Source organism: Streptomyces sp. NPDC093586 (genome assembly GCF_044764905.1).
Lineage (GTDB): Bacteria > Actinomycetota > Actinomycetes > Streptomycetales > Streptomycetaceae > Streptomyces.
On record NZ_JBIWJA010000026.1, the window covers coordinates 50,862 to 67,216 of the forward strand.

Annotated in this window: 17 protein-coding genes; 12 read left to right on the top strand and 5 right to left on the bottom strand. The window is 73.5% G+C overall.

Going from position 1 to position 16,355, the window contains the following annotated elements:
* Positions 1 to 30: 30 nt before the first annotated feature.
* Positions 31 to 690: a trimeric intracellular cation channel family protein gene (locus ACIRFH_RS24830; RefSeq protein ID WP_403524731.1), complete on the top strand. Its 660-nt coding sequence runs from the start codon at positions 31 to 33 to the stop codon at positions 688 to 690.
* 62 nt (positions 691 to 752) lie between these two features.
* Complete coding sequence (locus ACIRFH_RS24835) at positions 753 to 1,613, top strand: thioesterase family protein (protein WP_403524734.1); 861 nt, start codon at positions 753 to 755, stop codon at positions 1,611 to 1,613.
* Here ACIRFH_RS24835 and ACIRFH_RS24840 read toward each other — a convergent pair.
* On the bottom strand, positions 1,600 to 2,187 hold the full coding sequence (locus tag ACIRFH_RS24840) for a TIGR03086 family metal-binding protein (protein WP_403524737.1): 588 nt from the start codon (positions 2,185 to 2,187) through the stop codon (positions 1,600 to 1,602). The genes ACIRFH_RS24835 and ACIRFH_RS24840 overlap by 14 nt on opposite strands.
* A 147-nt stretch (positions 2,188 to 2,334) precedes the next feature.
* Between ACIRFH_RS24840 and ACIRFH_RS24845 the strand changes: the two genes are divergently transcribed.
* Entirely contained in the window at positions 2,335 to 3,402 is a 1,068-nt protein-coding gene (locus ACIRFH_RS24845; protein ID WP_403524740.1) for a helix-turn-helix transcriptional regulator, read from the top strand.
* Positions 3,403 to 3,405: 3 nt separating this feature from the next.
* On the opposite strand, the gene ACIRFH_RS24850 is transcribed toward ACIRFH_RS24845, so the two are convergent.
* On the bottom strand, positions 3,406 to 4,032 hold the full coding sequence (locus ACIRFH_RS24850; protein ID WP_403524743.1) for a TetR family transcriptional regulator: 627 nt from the start codon (positions 4,030 to 4,032) through the stop codon (positions 3,406 to 3,408).
* Between the two features lie 115 nt (positions 4,033 to 4,147).
* Here ACIRFH_RS24850 and ACIRFH_RS24855 point away from each other — a divergent pair, with 115 nt between their 5' ends.
* From ACIRFH_RS24855 to ACIRFH_RS24865, 3 genes are all read left to right on the top strand, one after another.
* Positions 4,148 to 4,315 (top strand): hypothetical protein, encoded by a 168-nt coding sequence (locus ACIRFH_RS24855; RefSeq protein WP_403524746.1) that lies wholly within the window; start codon positions 4,148 to 4,150, stop codon positions 4,313 to 4,315.
* A gap of 58 nt (positions 4,316 to 4,373) precedes the next feature.
* Positions 4,374 to 4,640, top strand: coding sequence for a DUF4190 domain-containing protein (locus ACIRFH_RS24860; protein ID WP_403524749.1), 267 nt, complete (start codon positions 4,374 to 4,376; stop codon positions 4,638 to 4,640).
* A gap of 91 nt (positions 4,641 to 4,731) precedes the next feature.
* A complete protein-coding gene (locus ACIRFH_RS24865; protein ID WP_403524752.1) occupies positions 4,732 to 5,895 on the top strand; it encodes a cysteine desulfurase family protein in 1,164 nt (387 codons plus the stop codon).
* 54 nt (positions 5,896 to 5,949) lie between these two features.
* Here the strand turns inward: ACIRFH_RS24865 and ACIRFH_RS24870 are convergent, their stop codons facing one another.
* The gene (locus ACIRFH_RS24870; protein WP_403524755.1) at positions 5,950 to 6,669 is read right to left on the bottom strand and encodes an N-acetylmuramoyl-L-alanine amidase; all 720 of its coding nucleotides are present in this window, start codon (positions 6,667 to 6,669) and stop codon (positions 5,950 to 5,952) included.
* Positions 6,670 to 6,729: 60 nt separating this feature from the next.
* Between ACIRFH_RS24870 and mnmA the strand changes: the two genes are divergently transcribed.
* Complete coding sequence (gene mnmA, locus ACIRFH_RS24875; protein ID WP_403524758.1) at positions 6,730 to 7,860, top strand: tRNA 2-thiouridine(34) synthase MnmA; 1,131 nt, start codon at positions 6,730 to 6,732, stop codon at positions 7,858 to 7,860.
* A gap of 34 nt (positions 7,861 to 7,894) precedes the next feature.
* Here mnmA and ACIRFH_RS24880 read toward each other — a convergent pair whose 3' ends face one another.
* Positions 7,895 to 8,674 (bottom strand): alpha/beta fold hydrolase, encoded by a 780-nt coding sequence (locus tag ACIRFH_RS24880; protein WP_403524761.1) that lies wholly within the window; start codon positions 8,672 to 8,674, stop codon positions 7,895 to 7,897.
* A gap of 37 nt (positions 8,675 to 8,711) precedes the next feature.
* Positions 8,712 to 9,035, bottom strand: a complete 324-nt coding sequence (locus ACIRFH_RS24885; RefSeq protein ID WP_403524764.1) for a DUF427 domain-containing protein — start codon at positions 9,033 to 9,035, stop codon at positions 8,712 to 8,714.
* A 129-nt stretch (positions 9,036 to 9,164) separates the two neighbouring features.
* On the opposite strand from ACIRFH_RS24885, the gene ACIRFH_RS24890 reads away from it, so the two are divergent.
* The 5 genes from ACIRFH_RS24890 to ACIRFH_RS24910 all read left to right on the top strand — a co-directional run bounded on the left by ACIRFH_RS24890 (position 9,165) and on the right by ACIRFH_RS24910 (position 16,293).
* On the top strand, positions 9,165 to 9,704 hold the full coding sequence (locus tag ACIRFH_RS24890) for a TIGR00730 family Rossman fold protein (protein ID WP_403524767.1): 540 nt from the start codon (positions 9,165 to 9,167) through the stop codon (positions 9,702 to 9,704).
* Between the two features lie 27 nt (positions 9,705 to 9,731).
* Positions 9,732 to 10,421: an SDR family oxidoreductase gene (locus ACIRFH_RS24895; RefSeq protein ID WP_403524770.1), complete on the top strand. Its 690-nt coding sequence runs from the start codon at positions 9,732 to 9,734 to the stop codon at positions 10,419 to 10,421.
* A 182-nt stretch (positions 10,422 to 10,603) separates the two neighbouring features.
* Positions 10,604 to 11,605 (top strand): methionine synthase, encoded by a 1,002-nt coding sequence (locus tag ACIRFH_RS24900; RefSeq protein WP_403524773.1) that lies wholly within the window; start codon positions 10,604 to 10,606, stop codon positions 11,603 to 11,605.
* A 15-nt stretch (positions 11,606 to 11,620) separates the two neighbouring features.
* Positions 11,621 to 13,813, top strand: a complete 2,193-nt coding sequence (gene ligA / locus ACIRFH_RS24905; RefSeq protein WP_403524776.1) for an NAD-dependent DNA ligase LigA — start codon at positions 11,621 to 11,623, stop codon at positions 13,811 to 13,813.
* A 260-nt stretch (positions 13,814 to 14,073) separates the two neighbouring features.
* Positions 14,074 to 16,293 carry a putative bifunctional diguanylate cyclase/phosphodiesterase gene (locus ACIRFH_RS24910; RefSeq protein ID WP_403524779.1) on the top strand — a complete coding sequence of 740 codons (2,220 nt, stop codon included), beginning with the start codon at positions 14,074 to 14,076 and terminating at the stop codon, positions 16,291 to 16,293.
* Positions 16,294 to 16,355: the final 62 nt, after the last annotated feature.

Below are 16,355 nucleotides of genomic sequence, written 5' to 3' on the forward strand. Positions count from 1 at the left end.
GGGGGCTCACCGGCAGGTGAGAATGTCACGGTGTACGAGCAACTCTTCAGCCCGACCGTGCAGCACACGCTCGACCTGATCGGCATCTTCGTCTTCGCCATCTCGGGTGCGCTGCTGGCCGTCCGCAAGAACTTCGACGTGTTCGGCATAGCCGTTCTCGCCCAGGTCACCGCGCTGGGCGGCGGGCTGTTCCGGGACCTGATCATCGGGGCGGTGCCGCCCGCGGCCTTCACGGACCTCGGGTACTTCCTCACCCCGCTGCTGGCCACCGTGCTGGTCTTCTTCCTCCATCCGCAGGTCGAGCGCCTCCAGACCGGCGTCAACGTCTTCGACGCGGCCGGCCTCGGCCTGTTCTGCGTCGCCGGCACGACCAAGGCGTACGACTACGGGCTGGGCCTGACCGCTTCCGCCTGTCTGGGCCTGGCCACCGCGGTGGGCGGCGGTGTGCTGCGCGACGTGCTGGCCAACGAGGTGCCGTCGCTGCTGCGCTGGGACCGCGACCTGTACGCCGTCCCGGCCGTCGTCGGCGCCACCATGGTCGCCCTGTGCATCCGCTTCGACGTCCTGGGCCCGTTCACCAGCGGCCTCGCGGTGGTCACCGCCTTCGTGCTGCGCCTGCTGGCGATGCGCTTTCACTGGCGGGCGCCGCGTGCGTGGAACCGGCGGTCGACGGTCGTCGAAGGGGAGTGAGGGTCTGCTCGGGGCCACCGAAAAAGCTACCGCTTAGTAGTTTCCTGTTGTACCGTGCAGCCATGCCAGAAGCAGCCTCCGCACCGGCCACCCGGGCCACCATCGGCGACAGCGAGTTCGACCGGGACACCAGTGTCACCCGGCGCGCACCCGGCGTCTACGACATCGACCTCTCCGCCGGCTGGACGATCATCAGCGCCGTCAACGGCGGCTATCTGCTGGCCGTCCTGGGCCGCGCCCTCGGGGACGCCCTGCCGCACCCCGACCCCTTCACCGTCTCGGCGCACTACCTCACCGCGTCCCGGCCGGGCCCGGCGGTCGTCCGCACGGAGACGGTCCGCACCGGCCGTACGCTCTCCACCGGCCAGGCGTCCCTCTTCCAGTACGACGACGAGGGCAACGAGGTCGAGCGCATCCGCGTCCTCGCCTCCTACGGCGACCTCGACGCGCTGCCCGACGACGTCCGCACGTCGGCGAAGCCGCCCGCGATCCCGCCCCCGGAGCAGTGCTTCGGCCCGGAGGACGGCCCCGCGCCCGTGGAGGGCAGCTCCGCCATCGCCGACCGGCTGATGCTCAAGCTCGACCCGGCGACCCTGGGGTGGGCCCTCGGACAGCCCTCGGGCAAGGGGGAGATGCGGGCCTGGTTCGGGCTCGCCGACGGCCGCGACGCCGACCCCCTCTCGCTGCTCCTCGCGGTGGACGCGCTGCCCCCGACCGCCTTCGAGCTCGGGCTGAAGGGCTGGGTGCCGACCGTCGAGCTGACCGTCCACGTGCGTTGCCGTCCGGCGCCGGGACCGCTGCGGGTCTCCATCACCACCCGCAACCTCGCCGGCGGCTTCCTGGAGGAGGACGCCGAGGTGTGGGACAGCGCCGACCGGCTGGTGGCGCAGTCCCGTCAGCTCGCGCGGGTCAGACTCGGCTGAAGGGCCGTCGGCCCAGCCAGGCCGCCAGCTGCTCGTACACGCCGGCCCCCTCGGGGGCCGGCCGGGCGGAGTCGAAGGGGGTCTGCGCGTCCCGTTCCGGGTCGGCCAGCACCCGGCGGGCGGTGGCGAGGGAGAACTCGGCGAGTTCCGGGTCGAGTCCGAGGGGACGGCCGAGGGCCTCGTTCAGGTCCCAGGTGTGCGTCACCAGCTCCATCACATAGCCGGACAGGGCCGCGCGGCCGGGCACCTCGCCCCACGGCACGCGCACCGGCGCCGCCATGCGCTCGTCGCTCTCCCAGGCCTTCAGCACGCGGGTGCGGACCTCCTCGTAGGCGGCGGGCCAGCCGTCGTCCGGGACATCGGCCGTGGACGGGTCCACCGCCTGACCGTCGCCGCCCTCGCCGACCACCGCGATCCGCCGGCTGCCGCCGACGACATGGCCCAGCAGGCCGCGGACGTCGAACTCGGTACAGGGCGTCGGTCCGGTGAGCTGCTCGGGCCGCACCGTCGCGATCAGCGCGGCGGCCTGCTCGGTGGCGCGGGCGTAGACGGGGCGGGGGTCGATGGTGTTCATCCGTTTCCTCTTCTCGGTGCCGGTGACATCGGTGCCGGTCCGTGCGCCTGACGGCGCCGGCCCGGTGATGCTCCGAGGATCGACCGAAAACCTGACACCTGCCGTCACCATTTGTTCCGGGTCCGCCGCGGGCGCGATGCTGGGGGCGTGAAGTCCGACCGCCTGCTGTCGATCCTGCTGCTCCTGCAGACCCGCGGGCGCGTGCCCGCCCGGGAACTCGCCGAGCGGCTGGAGGTGTCGGTGCGCACCGTCTACCGCGACGTCGAGGCGCTGTCGGCCTCCGGCGTCCCGGTCTACGCCGAGCGGGGCCGGTACGGCGGCATCGAACTGCTCGCCGGGTTCCGCACGGACGTCACCGGCCTGACCGCCGACGAGTCCCGGGCGCTGTTCGTCCTGGCCGCGCAGGGCGCGCACGCCGCGCTCGGACTGGACGCGGCGCTCGGCTCGGCCCTGCGCAAGGTGATGGCGGCGCTGCCCGCCCCGCACCGCCCCGCCGCCGAGGCCACCAGCCGGCGCATCCTGGTGGACGCCACCCGCTGGAAGAGCGGCCCCGGGCGGGCCGTCGACCTCGACGCGCTGCGCGACGCGGTCTTCGCCGACCGGCGGCTCAGGCTGCGCTACCGGCACAGTGGCGAGCGGGAGCCCCGGACGTACACCGTCGACCCCTACGGCCTGGTCGCCAAGGCGGGCGTCTGGTACCTGGTCGCCGACCGGCGGGCGCGCCCGCGGCTGTTCCGGGCCGACCGGGTGCACTCGGCCCGGCTTCTGGACGACCCCGTGCGGCGCCGTCCGGGCGTCGAACTGGCCGATGTCTGGGAGGTTCTGCGCCGCCGGGTCGAGGAACGGCCCGACGGCCTGGAGGTCACCGCCCGGGTGCGCCGCGCCCGCCTCGACATGTTCCTGCGCATGCACGCCGCGTCGCTGGCCGCCCCGGTCGAGGACGACGGGGAGGGCGAGTGGGTGACCGTGCGGCTGTCCTACGGTGTGCTCCGCGCGGTCCGCCAACTGCTCGGCTTCTCCGATCAGGTGGAGGTGCTCTCCCCGCCCGAGGCGCGCGCGGAGCTGCGGGCGGCGGCCGCCGCCGTCGCGGAGCTGTACCGGCGCGGGGACGAGGGCGCGGCGGCCGGGACCGCCGGGACGGCCGGGACCGCCGGGACGGCTGAGATGGCCAGGGCGACTGGGACGGCTGGGTCGATGGGGGCGGCCGGGACCTGAGCGTCAGGCCGGCCAGTGCTGCCGACCGATGTTGATCAATCGCAACTGCCGGACGGCCAGCCGGGTGACGCGCTTCCGCTCCGCCGGCGGGGCGTCCAGGGCCTCGAGGAAGAGCGAGGCGGTGACCAGCATCTGGTCGACGTAGAGATGCGCGAGCATGAGCAGGTCGTCGTCGCTCCAGCCCACCGCCTGGGGGTCCTTGGCGAGCTCGTCCTTCACCTCGTGGGCGAACCTGCCCAGTTGCTCGCGGATGGCCTCGCGCACCGGCCGTACCCCGCCGTGCCGTTCCCGGGCGATGAAACGGACGTGGGCGGGGTACTCGGCCACGTGACGGGCGATCAGTCCGACGGCGCGCTCGATGCGTTGCTCACTGTCGTCCGCCGTGGACACCGCCGTCCGGACCATCGGGTGCAGGCTGCCCAGCGCCTCCTCGACCAGTGCCGCGCCGAGGTCCGCCGTGGAGCGGAAGTGCCGGTAGAAGGCGGTCGGGGCGACGCCGACGGCGCGGGTGACCTCGCGCAGGCCCAGGCTGCTCAGGCTCTGCTCCTCCAGCAGCGCGAGCGCCGCGTCCAGGAGCGCCTGACGGGTCTTCTGCTTCTGGGCCTGCCGGACGCCGAGGGTGTGACTCATGCCATGTAGTTAACAACTGTTCTCTGGAATTGAAAAGCCATGGGGCGCGCTAGACTGGGAAGTCAGTGAACAAGTGTAACTACAATCGTTCACCGAAGGTTGGGGGATCCGCACCATGCTGTTTCTCGTCGTCGCACTTCTGCTCCTCGGCGTCCTCCTGGGCACCGTCGCCCACGCGCCGCTCACCTTCTCCGTCACCGTCGGCCTGGTCATCGCCGTCTGGCTCGGCGTCTTCGCGATCCGCGAGCGGCACGGCCGCCGCCGGAGCAGCTCCGCCCACTGACCGCCGCCGGCCCACCGGCGCACCGTCCGGTCCACCGACGCACCGTAAGGAGAACACCGTGCAGCTCACCGCACCGGCCACCCGCCGGACCGGTATCCGGGACACCGACGGCATGGCCGTCGCGTCCTTCGTCCTCGGACTCCTCGGCCTGCTCGTCCTCAACGTCTTCCTGGGCCCTCTCGCCATCGTGCTGGCCGCCGTCGCCCTGTGGCGGGGCACCGCCCGCCGCGGCCGGGCCCTGCTCGGCCTCGGCCTGGGCGTCGCCGACCTGGTGGTCCTGGTGGCGTTCATGTCCGCGGACAACACGATGTCGTGGAGTCTGTGAGTCACCCGCCGCACAGCGGGGCCCCGGTTCGCCGACGAAGCGGCCCTTGACCCGAGGCCGGGTGGTGCCGCCCCGTAGAATCGGCCCCACCATGGCTTACCTCGACCACGCCGCGACCACCCCGATGCTCCCCGAGGCGGTCGAGGCACTCACCGCGCACGTGGGCGCCACCGGCAACGCCTCCTCCCTCCACGCGTCCGGCCGCCGCGCCCGGCGCACCGTCGAGGAGGCCCGCGAGGCCCTCGCCGACGCCCTCGGCGCCCGCCCCAGCGAGGTCGTCTACACCTCCGGCGGCACCGAGGCCGACAACCTCGCCGTCAAGGGCCTGTACTGGGCCCGCCGCGACGCCGACCCGGCCCGCACCCGGGTCCTGGCCAGCCCCGTCGAGCACCACGCCGTCCTGGACGCCGTCCACTGGCTCGGCGAGCACGAGGGCGCGACCGTCGAGTACCTGCCGGTCGACACGTACGGCCGGGTCCACCCCGAGGCGCTGCGCGAGGCCATCGCCCGCGACCCCGGCGACGTCGCCCTCGCCACCGTCATGTGGGCCAACAACGAGATCGGCACGGTCATGCCGGTCCGCGAACTCGCCGATGTGGCCGCCGAGTTCGACGTTCCGCTGCACGCCGACGCGGTCCAGGCCGTCGGCCAGCTCCCGGTCGACTTCGCCGCCTCCGGGCTCGCCGCGATGACGGTCACCAGCCACAAGATCGGCGGTCCCTACGGCATCGGCGCGCTGCTGCTGGGCCGCGAGTACACCCCCGTGCCCGTCCTGCACGGCGGCGGCCAGGAACGCCATGTCCGCTCCGGCACCCTCGACGTGCCCGCCATCGCCTCCTTCGCGGTCGCCGGGCGCCTGGCCACCGAGCAGCGCGAGTGGTTCGCCCGCGAGATCGGCGCCCTGCGCGACGACCTGGTCGACGCGGTCCGCACGGCCGTTCCGGACGCCGTCCTGGGCGGCGACCCGGTGGACCGGCTGCCGGCCAACGCCCACTTCACCTTCCCCGGCTGCGAGGGCGACTCCCTGCTCCTGCTGCTCGACGCCCAGGGCATCGAGTGCTCCACCGGTTCCGCCTGCACCGCCGGCATCGCCCAGCCCAGCCACGTCCTGCTGGCCACCGGCACCGACCCCGACCTCGCCCGCGGCACCCTGCGCTTCTCCCTCGGCCACACCTCCACGAAGGCCGACGTCGAGGCGCTCGCCACGGCGATCGGCCCGGCGGTGGAACGCGCGCGGGCGGCGGGGCTGTCGTAGCACCGGGGTGGGGACGGGGGCCCGGAGCAGGAGCCCGAGAGGAGAGGCCCGGGGTCAGACGCCGGTGTGGCCGGCCTTCCCGGGCGTGGGGCCGGACGACGGGCCGCTCGTCGCCGCCCGCCGGACCAGCTTCAGGTACCGGTCCCAGTCCCAGTGCGGCCCCGGATCGGTGTGGTCGGTGCCCGGCACCTCCACGTGCCCGATGATGTGCTCGCGGTCCACGGGTATCCCGTACCGCGCGCAGACACCGGCGGTCAGCCGGGCCGAGGCGGCGTACATCGCGTCCGTGAAGTCCCGCGGCCGGTCCACGAAGCCCTCGTGCTCGATGCCGACACTGCGCTCGTTGTAGTCCCGGTTGCCCGCGTGATAGGCCACGTCCAGCTCGCGGATCATCTGGGTGACGTGCCCGTCCTGGCCGACGATGTAGTGCGTGGCCGCCTTGTGCCCCGGGTCCTGGAACGCCTTCACCGCGCTCGCGAAGCTGCCCTGCGTCACGTGGACGACCACCATGTCGATGCCGAAGTCGTCGGGCCGGTCCGCACGCCGCCAGTTGGCGTCCGACGCCGCCACCCACCGGGCGCCCGCGTAGTCCACGGCACCCTCCTCGCGCGGCTTCTCCACGCCCGGCGTACGCCACCACAGCCGCGCCAGCTCGTCGCGCGCCAGCACCGCCGTGCCCAGGGCCGCCGCCGTGCCGCCGACGATCAGCGCCCGGCGCCCGAGGTGCCGGTCCGCGTCCTTGGATCCGCCCGCGGACCCGCTCTTCGCCCCCATGCGATCTCCAACGCACACGCGCGCGATCCGGTTCCCGCGTCCCCGTACCCTGGAAGGGTTATGACTGAGACCCCGCAGCGCACCCGCCCCCTCCGCGTCCTCGCCGCCATGTCGGGCGGAGTCGACTCCGCCGTCGCCGCCGCCCGCGCGGCCGAGGCGGGGCACGACGTGACCGGCGTCCACCTGGCGCTCTCCGCCAACCCGCAGTCCTTCCGCACGGGCGCCCGGGGCTGCTGCACCATCGAGGACTCCCGGGACGCCCGCCGCGCCGCGGACGTCATCGGCATCCCCTTCTACGTCTGGGACCTCGCCGACCGCTTCCGCGAGGACGTCGTCGAGGACTTCGTCGCCGAGTACGAGGCCGGCCGCACCCCGAACCCGTGCCTGCGCTGCAACGAGAAGATCAAGTTCGCCGCGCTCCTCGACAAGGCCCTCGCGCTCGGCTTCGACGCCGTCTGCACCGGCCACTACGCCAAGGTGATCACCCGCGAGGACGGCACCCGCGAGCTGCACCGCGCCTCCGACATGGCCAAGGACCAGTCCTACGTCCTCGGCGTGCTGGACGACCGGCAGCTCGCGCACGCCCTGTTCCCGCTCGGCGACACGCTCACCACGAAGGACGAGATCCGCGCGGAGGCCGAGCGCAGGGGACTGGCCGTCGCCAAGAAGCCCGACTCGCACGACATCTGCTTCATCGCCGACGGCGACACCCAGGGCTTCCTGGCGAACCGGCTCGGCAAGGCCGAGGGCGACATCGTCGACGAGGCCGGCAACCGGCTCGGCACCCACGAGGGCGCCTACGGCTTCACCATCGGCCAGCGCAAGGGCCTGCGGATCGGCACCCCGGCACCCGACGGCAAGCCCCGCTACGTCCTCGACATCTCCCCGGTGGACAACACCGTCACCGTGGGCCCGGCCGAGGCGCTGGACGTCACCGCGCTCACCGCGATCAAGCCCCGCTGGTGCGGCGCCGCCCCCACCGGCCCCGGCACCTACACCGCCCAGCTGCGCGCCCACGGCGGCGAGACCGAGGTCACCGCCGCCCTGGTCGACGGCGCGCTGGAGGTGTCGTTCACCGAGCCGGTGCGCGGCGTGGCCCCCGGCCAGGCGATCGTGCTGTACGACGGCACGCGCGTGGTGGGCTCGGCGACCATCGCGTCGACGGTGCGGGCGACGGCGGGCGCGGCCTGAACCACCCGGTCGGACCCTCCGGTGCCCGGCGCCCTCACGCCGCGAAGAACTCCGCCAGCACCGGCGCCAGCACGCCCGGCTCCGCCAGGTGGCTCTGGCCCGCGAGCACCCGGTACGTGCCCTGGGGCACGGCGTCGGCGACGGCCCGCGCCGCCTCCCGCGGCCACGCGTCGCCCGCGTCGCCCGCCAGGGCCAGCACGGGAACGGTGATCCCGGCCAGCCGGGACCGCGGCACCCGGGCGTCGCCCATCACGGCGTCGTCGTACGCGAGGCTCGGTGCGACCGACTCCAGGCCGGCCCACATCGGCGACTGACGGGCGCCCCGGATCACCTCCTCGCCCAGACCGGTGAGCCGCAGGAACAGCTCCACCGCGTCCCCGCGCCGGCCCTGCCCGAGCGCCTCGCCCAGCCGCTCGGTGTACTCCGCGCGGGCCCGGGCGGCCTCGTCGTCCATGGCGTACGGCACCTCGTACACGGCGACCCGGCGCACCGGGAGCCCGCTCGCCGCCGCCCGCAGGACCAGCGCGCCGCCCGAGGAGACGCCGTACAGCGACGCCTCGCCGCCGACCGCCTCGATCAGCGCCGCCAGGTCCTCGACCTCGCGCTCCACCGCGTAGGGCGCCGTGTCACCGCTCCCGCCGCGGCCCCGGCGGTCGTACACGGTGACGTCGAACCGGTCCGACAGCTCCGCGGCCAGGGGCGCCATCGTGGCGCCGGTGGACATCGCGCCGCTGACCAGGACGACGGCCGGGCCCTGCCCGGTGCGTCGGTAGGCGATGCGTGTGCCGTCCGGCGAAAGGGTCTTCTTGTCCATACATGTGCAGACTGCCCCATGGCACGCGATGAAACCTTCAGGACACCTCGACCTCGTAGAAACACAGGTGGTCCTTGATCTGTGCCACCTCCGGCTTCGGGTCCGGGTACGCCCAGACGAGGTCCTCGGCGCCCGGCAGCGACCAGTACGACGCGTCGCCCTTGAACGGGCAGTGCGTGTGCGTGCCGGACGGCGTCAGCAGGTCCGTGCGTACGTCCCCGGCGGGGATGTAGTAGCGGTCGGGGCAGCCTGTCTCCCGCAGGACCAGTGCCCCGTCGCTCTCCGCCAGGACCTGCCCGCCGCGCACCACGCGCACGTGGCGGCCGCTCGGCTCGACGGTGATGCGATGACCCTTCGTCACGATGATCGCTCCTCCTCGGACGGACCCGCGTCCGCCGGTACGGCGTGCGGTCGGTACGGCGTGCGGTCGGTACAGCGTGCGCCGGGGCCGGGTTCTTCCCGGGCGACACGCCCGCCGTACCGTGGCCCCATGAACATCTGCGTCTTCCTCTCCGCCGCCGACCTCGACGAGCGCTACACCCGCCCCGCGAGGCAGTTCGCCGAACTGCTCGGCAAGGGCGGCCACACCCTCGTCTGGGGCGGCTCGGACGTCGGTCTGATGAAGGTGGTCGCCGACGGCGTGCACGAGGCCGGAGGCAGGCTCCTCGGCGTCTCCGTGGACTTCCTGGCGGCCAAGGCGCGCGAGGGCGCCGACGAGATGGTGATCGCCAAGGACCTCGCCGAGCGCAAGCGGCTGCTGTTGGAGAAGGCCGACGCCGTGGTGATCATGGTGGGTGGCACCGGCACCCTGGACGAGGCGACGGAGATCCTGGAGCTGAAGAAGCACGGGCACACCGACAAGCCGGTCGTCCTGCTCAACACGGCGGGCTTCTACGACGGCCTCAAGGAACAGTTCCGCCGCATGGAGGACGAGGGCTTCCTGCCGCGCCCCCTCACCGAGCTGGTGTTCTTCGCCGAGGAGCCGGTCGGCGCGCTGGCCTACCTGGAGGAGAGCCGGGGCGTGGCGTGAGCCCGCGGTGATGCGAGCATGGCGGGCATGGCTACACATGTGATCACCGGAGCGGGCTCCGGCATCGGCGCGGCCGTGACCCGCCGCCTGCACGAGCGCGGCGACGAGGTCGTGCTGCACGCGCGCGACGCGGGCCGCGCGAAGGAACTGGCGGCCGCGTTCCCCGGCGCGAGGACGCTGGTCGGCGACCTGGCGGACCCGGACAAGCTCTCCTGGGCCTTCTCGCACCAGACGCTGCCCGAGCGCGTGGACTCCCTGCTGCACATCGCGGGCGTGGTCGACCTCGGCCCGGTCGGCGACCTCACCCCGAAGACCTGGCGCCACCAGCTCAACGTCAACCTGGTCGCCCCCGCCGAGCTGACCCGTCTCTTCCTGCCCCAGCTCCGCGTCGCCCAGGGCCACGTCCTCTTCGTCAACTCCGGCTCCGGACTCAACGCCCACGCCGACTGGTCCGCGTACGCCGCCTCCAAGCACGGCCTGAAGGCCCTGGCCGACTCCCTGCGCCAGGAGGAGCACGCGAACGGCGTCCGCGTCACCTCCGTCTACCCCGGCCGCACCGCCAGCCCCATGCAGGCCAAGGTCCACCGGCAGGAGGGCAAGGAGTACGACCCCTCGCGGTGGATCGACCCCGAGTCGGTCGCCACGACGATCCTCATGGCCCTGGACCTGCCCAGGGACGCGGAGGTCAACGACCTGACGGTGCGGCCGGGGCGGTAGCGCGCCGCTGAGGTTTCAGCCCGTCCGGCGATTGAGGACGAGGCCCGTCAGGGCCGAAGCGGGGGTCCGGGGGCGGCAGCCCCCGGGGGACGGGAAGGGAAGGGGCGGCGGGGGCGAAAACCCCTCACCGCACCACCGGACCGCCCCCGCCCACCGTCGGAGACCTGCGTACGCTTCCTTCCGTGAACGACAACCTCCACCTCGGCCGAGCCACCGGCGTCGGCTCCCTCCCGGGGGACGACGCGCGCGAGGCCGTCAAGACCGCCACCGGCACCTTCGAGGACTTCCCCTTCCTGCCCGAGCTGCCCGCCCGCGGCCCCGGCGCCGACATGATCGGCCGCAGCGCCGGACTGCTCGTCGAGCTCTACGCGCGCGTGGAGCCCAGCGGCTGGCGGCTCGGCGACCGGCCGGGCCGGGACACCAGGCGGGCCCGGGCCTGGCTGCGGGAGGACCTCGACGCGCTGGAGGAGTTCACCCAGGGTCACGAGGGGCCGCTGAAGGTCCAGGCCGTCGGCCCCTGGACGCTGGCCGCCGCCCTGGAACTGCGCAACGGCGAGGCCGTCCTGTCCGACGCCGGCGCCACCCGCGACCTCGCCGCCTCCCTCGCCGAGGGCCTGCGCCTGCATCTCGCCGAGGTCCGGCGCCGCGTGCCCGGCGCGACGGTCGTGCTCCAGCTCGACGAGCCGTCCCTCACCGCCGTGCTGCGCGGCCAGGTGCGCAGCGCCAGCGGCTACCGCACGCACCGCGCCGTGGACCGGCAGGTCGTGGAGGCGACCCTCCGCAGCACCGTCGGGGCGCACGGCGACGGACCCGTCGTGGTCCACTCCTGCGCCCCCGACGTCCCGTTCGCCCTGCTGCGCAGGGCCGGCGCCGCGGGGATCTCCTTCGACTTCTCCCTCCTCACCGAACGTGACGACGACGCGATCGGTGAGGCGGTGGAGGGCGGCACCCGGCTGCTGGCCGGTGTCGTGCCGGGGACGGACGGCCCGTTGTCAGACCCTGCCGGTAGCGTCATGGGTGTCAGGACGCTGTGGCGCAGGCTGGGACTGCATCCGGGACTTCTCGCGGAGGCGGTCACGGTGACGCCGTCGTGCGGACTCGCGGGCGCGTCCCCCGAGTACGCCCGCCGCGCACTAGCCCACTGCGTCCGGGCGGCGAGATCCCTCGCGGACAACCCAGAGTAACGGGAGGACGACACGGTGGCCGGCGACAAGCAGGCGGAGACGACGAACGTGCCCGCCGAGGCACGCGAGAAGCACGTACGGCTCGCTGAGCAGATCGAGGAGCACCGCTTCCGGTACTACGTGAAGGACGCCCCCGTCATCAGCGACGCGGACTTCGACCGGCTGCTGCGATCCCTGGAGGCGCTGGAGGAGGAGCACCCGGAGCTGCGCACCCCGGACTCGCCGACCCAGAAGGTCGCCGGTTCCTACGAGACGGAGTTCACGGCCGTCGAGCACCGCTCGCGCATGCTCTCCCTCGACAACACCTTCAACGACGACGAGCTCGCCGCCTGGACCGAGCGCATCGCCAGGGAACTGGGCGAGCAGAAGTACCACTTCCTGTGCGAGCTGAAGGTCGACGGCCTCGCCGTCAACCTCACCTACGAGCGCGGCCGGCTCGTCCGCGCGGCCACCCGCGGCGACGGCCGCACCGGCGAGGACATCACGCCCAACGTCCGCACCATCGCCGAGATCCCGGAGCGCCTGAAGGGCGACAGGGTCCCCGACCTCGTGGAGATCCGCGGCGAGGTCTACTTCCCGATGGAGAAGTTCCAGGAGCTCAACGCCCGCCTCGTCGAGGCCGGCGACAAGCCCTTCGCCAACCCCCGCAACGCGGCGGCCGGTTCGCTGCGCCAGAAGGACCCGCGCGTCACCGCCTCTCGCCCGCTGCACATGGTCGTCCACGGCATCGGCGCCCTGGAGGGCTACACGGGCATGACCCGCCTCTCCCAGGCGTACGACCTCCTGGCGACCTGGGGCCTGCCCACCTCCCCGCACAACAGGGTGGTCGACGACCTCGGCGGCGTACGGGAGTTCATCGCGTACTACGGCGAGAACCGGCACTCGGTGGAGCACGAGATCGACGGCGTCGTCGTCAAGCTCGACGAGATCCGCCTCCAGGGGCGCCTCGGTTCGACCGCGCGCGCCCCGCGCTGGGCCATCGCCTACAAGTACGCGCCCGAGGAGGTCAACACCAAGCTCGTCGACATCAAGGTGGGCGTCGGGCGTACCGGCCGCGTCACGCCGTACGCGCAGGTCGAGCCGGTCACCGTGGCCGGCAGCGAGGTGGAGTTCGCCACCCTGCACAACCAGGAGGTCGTCAAGGCCAAGGGCGTCCTCATCGGTGACACGGTGGTGCTGCGCAAGGCCGGTGACGTGATCCCCGAGATCCTCGGGCCCGTCGCCGACCTGCGGGACGGCAGCGAGCGGGAGTTCGTCATGCCGGCCGAGTGTCCCGAGTGCGGGACGCCGCTGAAGGCCATGAAGGAGGGCGACATCGACCTCCGCTGCCCCAACGCCCGCACGTGCCCGGCCCAGTTGCGGGAACGCGTCACCTATCTCGCCGGCCGGGAGTGCCTGGACATCGAGCACTTCGGCGGCGTCGTCGCGGCCGCGCTCACCCGGCCGCTGGAACCGGCCGACCCGCCGCTCGTCGACGAGGGCGACCTCTTCGACCTCACCGTCGAGAAGCTGCTGCCCATCAAGGCGTACGTCCTCGACCCGGACAGCGGGCTGCCCAAGCGCGATCCCAAGACCGGCGAGGAGAAGATCGTCACGGTCTTCGCCAACAAGGAGGGCGAGCCGAAGAAGAACACCCTCGCGCTGCTGAAGAACATCGAGGAGGCCAAGACCCGGCCGCTCGCCCGCTTCCTCAACGGCCTCTCCATCCGGCACGTGGGGCCCGTCGCCGCCCAGGCCCTCGCCCGGGAGTTCCGCTCCATCGACCGCATCGAGCAGGCCACCGAGCAGGAGTTGGCGACCACCGATGGGGTGGGGGGCATCATCGCCGCCTCCCTCAAGGAGTGGTTCGCCGAGGACTGGCACCGCGAGATCGTCCGGAAGTGGAAGGCGGCCGGAGTCCCGCTGGAGGAGCAGTCGACCGGCGAGGACGAGGGCCCCCGTCCGCTCGAAGGACTCACCGTCGTCGTCACCGGCACCCTGGAGAACCACACGCGCGACGGGGCCAAGGACGCCCTGCAGAGCCGGGGTGCCAAGGTGACCGGATCGGTGTCCAGGAAGACGTCGTTCGTGGTGGTGGGCGACAACCCCGGGTCCAAGTACGACAAGGCGATGCAACTCAAGGTGCCGGTGCTGAACGAGGACGGGTTCACCGTCCTGCTCGAGGAAGGACCCGACGCGGCGGCCGGTGCCGCGCTTTCGGCCGAGTAATAGCGGTTGAAGGCCATCCGATCGGCGCATATCAGATGCATACGGGTGGCCTGGTCGCATTCGGGCAACCGTCGACGACCGGTGCCCCTGGAAGCCTTCCGCGGCCTACTGTTGTGGGGTGCACCTGCCGTGCCCAGCTGCGGTCGGGGTACCCCTGCCCCGGGGAACAGGGGGGAAGGGTTCTGCGACGCGGAGCCGTCGAGGATTGTCGGGCGCAGGGCCGCGTGGCGTGGGCACCGCCGGCTGTGAGAGGGACGGGAATGGAACCGACCGAGAGCGCCGCCGCGGGCTCACGGCTGCGCCCGCGTCACCTGGTGGGGGCGTGGCACGTGGGCCGGTGGCTCGGGCGGCGCGGTGGTGGCGCACGGCATCCCGCGACGGACGTCCCGGGCACCGCACCGCCGGCCACAGGCGCGCCCGTGCCGCCCGGCGACGGCACCGAACGGCACGCCTCGTGGCCCGCGTTGCCCGCGGCGGTCGTGGCCGCGGCAGGGCTCGTCCTGGGCGCCGGTTTCCACCGGGCGTTCGCCGAGGGCCACGCCCTCTTCCCGACCGGCACCGCCGGCTGGTCCCTCGCCGTACTGACCGGCGTCGTCGTCGGACACCTGGTCATGCTCGGCCGCTCCCGCTGGTGGGGCGGCACCGGCTCGGGCGCCGCCCTCACCCTCGCCGTCCTGCTGCTCTACGGCTGGGTCCCGGCCGGCCTGGTCAGCCTCACCGTCGTCGTCCTGGTCGGCATAGCCCGCCGGGGCCGCTGGCGGCAGGGCGTCCTGCACGGCGCGGTGGACATCCTCGGCATCGCCGCGGGCGCCCTGCTGCTGGGCGTCTGCGGCTCCGTACCGTCCGTGGAGCACCCCTGGGCCCCGGACACCTGGGGGGTGTCCGCGGCCCCCAAGGTGGTGCTCGTCGCCGTCGCCTACCTCGCCGTCACCCGCGCCCTGCTGTGGTACCTGCACACCCCGCGCGCCGGACTGCCGACCGTCGCCCGCACCGCCCTGGTCCGGCACGGCCTGGTGGCCGTCGCGCTGCTCGGCATCGCGCCGCTGGTCTGCGTGGTCGCCGTCGCCAAGCCCCTGCTGCTGCCGCTGTTCGCCATCCCGCTGATCGCCCTCGACTCCACGCTGTGGATCGCCCGCGCCCGGGCGGAGGAGCAGCTGCGCGACCCGCTGACGGGACTGCCCAACCGGCAGTGGCTGCTGGAGCGGACCTGGACCGCGCTGGACGACGCCGAACGGATCGGCGCCCGCGCCGCCCTGATGCTCATCGACCTCGACCGTTTCCGGTCGGTCAACGACACGCTCGGACATCTCGCCGGCGACCGGCTGCTGCTGCAGACCGCCGACCGGCTGCGGCTGGCACTGCCGCGCGGGGCGGAGGCCGCGCGGCTGGGCGGTGACGAGTTCGCCGTTCTGCTGCCGGTCGCCGACTCCACCACCTCGGCGACCCGGGTGGCCCGGAGCCTCGTCGCCGCGCTCAGCTCCCCCCTCGACCTGGACGGCCTCACCCTGGTCCTGGAGGCCAGCGCCGGGGTCGCCGTCTTCCCCGACCACGCGCTGGACGCCGAGGGGCTGCTGCGCCGGGCGGACGTGGCGATGTACCAGGCGAAGCGGGACCGCACGGGCGTGGAGGTCTACGAGTCCAAGCGCGACTCCAACACCCCGGACCGGCTGGGGCTGCTGGGCGATCTGCGCCGGGCCCTGGACGCCCACGAGGTCCGGCTGCACTACCAGCCCAAGGTCCGCTTCGACGGACAGGTGGCCGGCCTGGAGGCACTGGTCCGCTGGGTGCACCCCGAGCGCGGCAGCGTGCCGCCCGACCAGTTCATCGCCATCGCGGAGTCCTCCGGGCTGATGCCCCATCTGACGGAGTACGTGCTGGAGGCGGCGCTCGGACAGGTCGCCCGGTGGCGGGCCCAGGGCCTGTTCGTGCCGGTCGCGGTCAACGTCTCCCCGCGCGACGTCCACACCCCCGGCTTCGCCGGCTCGGTCGCCGCGCGGCTGGCCCGGCACGGTGTCCCGGCGGGGGCGCTCCAGCTGGAGATCACGGAACACGTCCTGCTGGAGGACCCGCAGCGCGCCGCCGACACCCTCGCCGGACTGACCGCGCACGGCGTGAAGATGTCCCTGGACGACTTCGGCACCGGGTACTCGTCCCTGGTGCACCTGCGCCGGCTCCCGGTCAGCGAGCTCAAGATCGACCGTTCGTTCGTGGCCCGGCTGGCCGTCGACACCGAGGACGCCGAGATCGTGCGCTGCACCGTCGACCTCGCCCACTCCCTCGGCCTGCTGGTCGTCGCCGAGGGCGTCGAGGACGACGAGACCTGGGAACGCCTGCGCGACCTGGGCTGCGACGCCGTACAGGGCTGGCTGGTCGCGGCGGCGATGCCGCCCGAGGAGACGACGGCATGGCTGCGCGCCCGGGGTTCCCGCGGCTGGGTCCGCCCCGCCGCGGCGCTGCCCGCGGCGGCGACCGACGAGTGACCTGAGCCGCCCTTCGGGCATCCTGCCGAGGGGCGCGCTGCCCCGCGGGAGTCGTCCGCCGT

Coding starts and splice junctions, on each gene's coding strand:
- ACIRFH_RS24835 (WP_403524734.1), top strand. CDS start 753: ATGCCAGAAGCAGCCTCCGCACCGGCCACCCGGGCCACCATCGGCGAC.
- ACIRFH_RS24840 (WP_403524737.1), bottom strand. CDS start 2,187: ATGAACACCATCGACCCCCGCCCCGTCTACGCCCGCGCCACCGAGCAG.
- ACIRFH_RS24850 (WP_403524743.1), bottom strand. CDS start 4,032: ATGAGTCACACCCTCGGCGTCCGGCAGGCCCAGAAGCAGAAGACCCGT.
- ACIRFH_RS24855 (WP_403524746.1), top strand. CDS start 4,148: ATGCTGTTTCTCGTCGTCGCACTTCTGCTCCTCGGCGTCCTCCTGGGC.
- ACIRFH_RS24865 (WP_403524752.1), top strand. CDS start 4,732: ATGGCTTACCTCGACCACGCCGCGACCACCCCGATGCTCCCCGAGGCG.
- ACIRFH_RS24870 (WP_403524755.1), bottom strand. CDS start 6,669: ATGGGGGCGAAGAGCGGGTCCGCGGGCGGATCCAAGGACGCGGACCGG.
- mnmA (WP_403524758.1), top strand. CDS start 6,730: ATGACTGAGACCCCGCAGCGCACCCGCCCCCTCCGCGTCCTCGCCGCC.
- ACIRFH_RS24880 (WP_403524761.1), bottom strand. CDS start 8,674: ATGGACAAGAAGACCCTTTCGCCGGACGGCACACGCATCGCCTACCGA.
- ACIRFH_RS24890 (WP_403524767.1), top strand. CDS start 9,165: ATGAACATCTGCGTCTTCCTCTCCGCCGCCGACCTCGACGAGCGCTAC.
- ACIRFH_RS24895 (WP_403524770.1), top strand. CDS start 9,732: ATGGCTACACATGTGATCACCGGAGCGGGCTCCGGCATCGGCGCGGCC.
- ACIRFH_RS24910 (WP_403524779.1), top strand. CDS start 14,074: ATGGAACCGACCGAGAGCGCCGCCGCGGGCTCACGGCTGCGCCCGCGT.